General features: G+C 70.3%; 4 protein-coding genes. All 4 read right to left on the bottom strand.

The genetic code is table 11. The features are described from left to right. Positions 1-75: 75 nt before the first annotated feature. Positions 76-1,299: a glycosyltransferase family 4 protein gene (locus G3N92_RS30655; RefSeq protein ID WP_241015125.1), complete on the bottom strand. Its 1,224-nt coding sequence runs from the start codon at positions 1,297-1,299 to the stop codon at positions 76-78. A gap of 4 nt (positions 1,300-1,303) precedes the next feature. After that, a complete protein-coding gene (locus tag G3N92_RS30650) occupies positions 1,304-3,529 on the bottom strand; it encodes a GNVR domain-containing protein (RefSeq protein ID WP_206131299.1) in 2,226 nt (741 codons plus the stop codon). Beyond that, positions 3,516-4,202 carry a hypothetical protein gene (locus tag G3N92_RS35185; RefSeq protein WP_241015124.1) on the bottom strand — a complete coding sequence of 229 codons (687 nt, stop codon included), beginning with the start codon at positions 4,200-4,202 and terminating at the stop codon, positions 3,516-3,518. Before G3N92_RS35185 ends, G3N92_RS30650 begins: the two co-directional genes overlap by 14 nt. Continuing rightward, positions 4,202-5,314 (bottom strand): polysaccharide biosynthesis/export family protein (locus tag G3N92_RS30640; RefSeq protein WP_206131298.1); only part of this gene is annotated, 1,113 nt, incomplete at its 5' end. The genes G3N92_RS35185 and G3N92_RS30640, both read right to left, overlap by 1 nt.

The following is a 5,314-nucleotide window of genomic DNA, read 5'->3' as shown; positions in this document are numbered from 1 at the left end:
CCGCCGTGGCGGATGCGGCGGGCGCTGCCGACGCCGCATGACGCGCGCCCGCGCCACCGTCGAACCGGCGGCGTCTCACGCCGGCTGCTTCGCGCGCGAACCCGCCGTCTGCGCCACCACGTCCGCGAAATCGCGCCGGAACCGCTCCGCGCCGAAGCGCTGCGCGTTGGCGCGGCACGCGACCGGATCGAACGGCCCCATCGTCTCGAAACGCTCGACGGCCGCCACCAGCGCCTCGACGCTCTGCTCGCGGAAGAACACCCCGGTGCGCCGCAGCGGATCGTCCGCTTCGATCACCGTCTCGAGCGCGCCGCCGCGTCCGTAGGCGATCACCGGCGTGCCGCAGGCCTGCGCCTCGACCGGCGCGATGCCGAAATCCTCCTCGGCCGCGAACACGAACGCGCGGGCGCGCTGCATGTAGCTGACCAGCACGTCGTTCGGCTGATAGCCGAGCAGCGTCACGTTCGGCGCGTCGATCGCCTGCACCTTGGCGAGATCGGGGCCGTCGCCGATCACCACGAGCCGCCGGCCCGGCATCTTCGCGAACGCCTCGACGATCAGCGGCAGGCGCTTGTACGGCACCATCCGCGACGCCGTGAAATAGAACGATTCCTTGTCGGTGCGCAGGCTGAAGCGTTCGATGTCCACCGGCGGATAGACCACCGTGGCCGCGTAGCCGTAAGCCTTGCGGATGCGCCGCGCGATGAAGCCCGAGTTCGCGACGAACGCGTCGACGCCGTGCGCCGTGCGCTGATCCCAGATCCGCATGTAGTGCAGCAGCGCGCGCGCGAGCCAGCTCTTCGGGCCGGACGTCAGCCCCGATTCGGCCAGATAGCGGTGCTGCAGATCCCACGCATAGCGGATCGGCGAATGCACGTAGCTGACGTGGATCTGATCCGGCCCGGTCAGCACGCCCTTGGCGACGGCGTGGCTCGACGAGATCACGAGGTCGTAGCCCGACACGTCGAGCTGCTCGATCGCGAGCGGCATCAGCGGCAGGTACGCGCGATAGCGCTTGCGCGCCCACGGCAGCCGCTGGATGAACGATGTGCGCGCGTGCTTGCCATGCAGCGCGCGGCGATCCTCGTCGGACAGGAAATCGACCACCGCGAACAGGTCGGCGTCGGGCCAGATCGCAAGGATCTGCTCCAGCACCTTCTCGGAGCCGGCGTAGGTGGTCAGCCATTCGTGCACCACGGCCACCCGGCCAAACCGCGGCGGCGGCGGCGGCGGCGCGGACGGCGACAGCGCCTCGGTATCGGGCGGCAACAGTGCGGCATTGGGGATCGTCCAGTTCATCGCATCAGGCCTTGTCGTCGTAGGCGTAATTGGCGCGGGCATAGCGGTACTGCCCGTATCCGTAGGCATAGTTGCCGGGGCGCGGGCGCAGCCCGTTGAAGATCAGCCCGCGCGGCGCGACGCCGACCTGGCGCAGGCGGCGCAGCGATTCCTGAATCTCGCCGCGCTTGGTCACGCCCTGGCGCACCACCATGAACGTCACGCCGGCGTGGCCGGCCAGTTGCATCGCGTCGGGCACCGGCAGGATCGGCGCGCCGTCGCAGATCACGATGTCGTAGGCCGCGCTCATCGCCGCGAAGATGCCGCGCAGATCCGCGTCGAACAGCTCGTCGCTGGCGTTCTCCGCGTGGCTGCCGGGCGAGATGTAGTCCACGCCCTTGAGCACCTCGGGGCGGATCACCGCGTCGAAGCCGTGCGTGCCGCGCAGCAGTTCGACGAAGCCCGCGCCGCGCTCGGCCTGGATGATGCGGTTCATGCCGCTGCGGCGCAGATCGGTGTCGACCAGCAGCACGCGCTTGCCCGCGCCGCCGAGCACCGCCGCCAGGTTCAGCGCGATGAACGACTTGCCGATGCCGGGCGTCGGCCCGGTGATGAACACCACGCGGTTGCGCAGGTCGGTCATCGCGAAATCGAGCGCGGTGCGGAAGCTGCGCAGGCTTTCGAGCGCCGGGTCGAGCGCCGCGCGGTTCGCCAGGATCAGATCGCGCGACGGCGTACCGGCGGCGCGGCGCAGGCGCGTCAGCGACACCTCCTCGCGGCTGTGCGGGATCGTCGCGTACACCGGCATGGCGGCGAAGCGTTCGACCTCGCCCGGATCCTCGATCGAATCGAACATGCGGCGCCGCGCGAACGCGATGCCCATGCCGATCATCAGGCCGAGCACCAGCGCGCCGCCGATCACCAGCGCGCGCTTCGGGCGCACCGGCAGCTCGGGCACCGCGGCGGTATCGACCATCCGCACGTTGCCCACCTTGCCCGCCTTCACGAGCCGCAACTGCTCCTGCGTGTTGAGCAGGTTGGTGTACAGCTCGGTGCCCACCTGCACGTCGCGTTGCAGGCGCAGCACTTCCTGCTCGATCGGCGGCAGCGCGCGCGTCTTGCTCTCGATGCCGCCGAGTTCCGCCTGCGCGGTGGCGATCTGCGCATCGACGGCCTTGACGGCCGGGTGATCGGGCATGAAGCGCGCGAGCAGCTCGTCGCGCTTTTGCTGCAGGCCGGTCATGCGCGTCTGCGCGTCCACCGAGCGTTGCAGCAGCGCGGTCGATTCCTCGTCGAGATTGAGCGTGCCCTTCTTCGCGCGGTAATCGTTGAAGCGGCTTTCGGCGTGTTCGAGCTGGGTCTTCAGTTCGGGCAACTGCGCGCGGAGGAACTGGATCGAGCGCTCGGCCTCCTCCGACTTGCGCTGCACGTTCTGGCGCACGTACTCGGTGCCGATCGCGTTGAGGATCGCCGCGGTGCGGGCCGGATCGGGGCCGTCGAGCGTCACGCCGATCACATCGGACTGCTTGCCTTTTTCGGCGATCTTCAGCGCGTTGCGCAGCCGCTCCGTCGTGGCCAGTTGCGAATCGCAGTGCAGCACGAACGCCGCGCCGGGCGCGCCATCGATCGAGGCCACCGTCAGCGCGACCGGGCCGTGCCGCGTGTTCATCGCGAGCGGCACGCCGATCTCGCCTTCGGCCGAGGCGTCACCGATCGCGAGCCGATAGCGCTCGCCGGCCAGCCGCGTCAGCGTGAACGCCTTGCCGTGCAGCGCGTCGGGCACCGTGAACGCGGCCACCGAGATCTGCTCGTCGCCCGTCACATAGCCGAACGGCAGCGGGTGCGACACGCCGTCCGAATGCTGACCGAGCCAGCGGCCGATCACGGGCAGATAGCGCGGCTCGGCGTCGATATACAGATGCAGCTTGTCGACCACGCGGCCCGACACGAGCCGCGAGCGCAGCACCTCGATCTCCGAGGATGCCTGGGTCTTCACGTCGAACATCGACGAGATGTCGCCGAGCATGCTCTTGGTCGAATTGGTGTTCTCCTCGACCTGGATCAGGATGTCGGAGCGGTACACCGGCTCGGCCAGCAGCGCGTAGGCGGTGCCGACCGCGAGCATCGCGGCCGTGATCGCGGCGATCAGGCGGCGGTTGTCGTAGAGCGCGTCGAGGTAGCTGCCGAAGCTGGACGGCGGCGCGGCATCGTCGGGCTCCCGGTACGGGAGCGGCGCGTCAAAGTGGTTCATGCAAGGCTCCCGGCGAAACGAACGCGGCGCACGCGGCGAACGGAGAAGACGGAACGAAGACGGCCGAAGCGGCGGACGCCGTGGGGACGGCTTCGTGGATCGAAGCGGCCGAAGCCGGCGCACCGGCGGCGGTGGAAATGGCGGCGGTGGAAACAGCAGCAGCGGAAACGGCAGCAGCGGAAACAGCGGCAGCGGAAACCGCGGCTGCAGAAACGGCGGCATCCGAGTCGGAGCCGGAAGCCGCGCCGGACGGCAGCCGCGTCACCCGCCGCGACCAGCGCTCGACGCCGTCCTGCAGGCGTTCGAGCGCGGCCCGGTAGGCGGCCGGGCCGCGCCGGTACGGATCGGCCACGTCCTCGTCGAGCAGGCGGTACACGCGCCCGGTCGCCGTCGGATAGCGCTGCACGATCGCGCGCCGTTGCCGTTCGCTCATCGTCAGCACCAGCGAGGCGGCTTCGAGCATCCATTGCGCGAGCGCCTGCGAGCGGTGCGCGCCGATCTCGAGGCCGAGCGCGCGCATGCATTCGGCGGCCAGCGGATCGGGCGGCAGCCCGGGCATCGCCTCGACGCCGGCCGACCACACCCGCACGCCCGGCAGCGCGCGCGCGAACAGCGCGGCGGCCATCGGGCTGCGGCAGACATTGGCGGTACACATCACGAGCAGGGTATCCATCAGTACGCGATGCTCCGTCCGGTGGCGAGGGTCTGCGCGCTCGGCAGGAACATGCCGACCACGCGGCTCCAGCGCACCAGCGACGACGCGTCGACGAACACCACGTCGTCGGGCCGCAGCGGAAACTCGTTGGCCAGCGCCATCGACACCGGCGAGGTCGCATCGAGATGGAAGATGGTCGGGCTCGTGCCGGTGCGGCTGCGGATCACGTACACCTGGCTCGCATCGGCCGAATACTGGCTCACGCCGCCCGCGTAGCCGAGCGCCTCGCCGAGCGAGAGCCGCCCGTTGTTGAAGTTCAGCGTGGTGGTGTGCCCCACTTCGCCGAGCACGAACACCTTGGTGTCGCTGAGCGGATAGACGCGCACCAGATCGCCGTCGCGCAGCAGGATGCGATCGGGGTTGATGCCCTGCGCCACCAGCTTCGGCAGGCTCACGACGGCGGTGGCGTCGCCGCGCGTGATCGAGATGCGCGCGCGGTCGCCGGCCGCCGTCAGGCCGCCCGCGCGGTTGATCGCCTCGGGCAGCGTCATCGGCAGGTCGTTCATGACCTGCAGGCCCGGCAGGCGCACTTCGCCGTCCAGGTAGATGCGCCGGCTCCGGTACGCCTGAATGCGCAGCGTGACCTGCGGATCGCGGATGAACTTGCCGAGCCGCGCGCTGACGCGGTCGCGCGCTTCCAGCTCGGTCAGCCCGCCCACTTCCACCGGCCCGATGTAGGCGAACTGCACGCGGCCCGTCGCGTCCACCGTGTAGCCCGACACGATCGCGTTCGAGCCGGTGTTGTCGACGCCGGTGCTCGGGCCTTGCGAGAGCGGCATGTTCAGTTCGGGGTGATCCCACACGACGATCGCCAGCACGTCTCCGGGGCCGAGCGTGTAGGGCTTCGGCTTGGCGAACAGCGCGCTGACGTCGGCCGGGATCGACGGATCGACGCTCGCCTGCACCTTGGCGATCAGGTCGCCGTCGATCTCGACGAGCGAGCCGGACGGCGCCGCGTCGGCACCCTTGGCGGCGCTGTCGTTGGCGTGGTTCGCATCGAGCGCGCCGCCCGCGGCCGGCGCCGCGGCCAACGCGCGATGGCACGACGCCGCGCTGGAACCGGATGCGCC

It is taken from the genome of Burkholderia sp. Ac-20379 (assembly GCF_017104645.1).
Classification (GTDB): Bacteria; Pseudomonadota; Gammaproteobacteria; order Burkholderiales; family Burkholderiaceae; genus Burkholderia.
This window is presented reverse-complemented; position numbering and strand designations above follow the sequence as displayed.

Excerpts from the sequence above, each read along its gene's own strand:
- G3N92_RS30655 (WP_241015125.1), bottom strand. The coding sequence starts at position 1,299 with ATGAACTGGACGATCCCCAATGCCGCACTGTTGCCGCCCGATACCGAG.
- G3N92_RS30650 (WP_206131299.1), bottom strand. The coding sequence starts at position 3,529 with ATGAACCACTTTGACGCGCCGCTCCCGTACCGGGAGCCCGACGATGCC.
- G3N92_RS35185 (WP_241015124.1), bottom strand. The coding sequence starts at position 4,202 with ATGGATACCCTGCTCGTGATGTGTACCGCCAATGTCTGCCGCAGCCCG.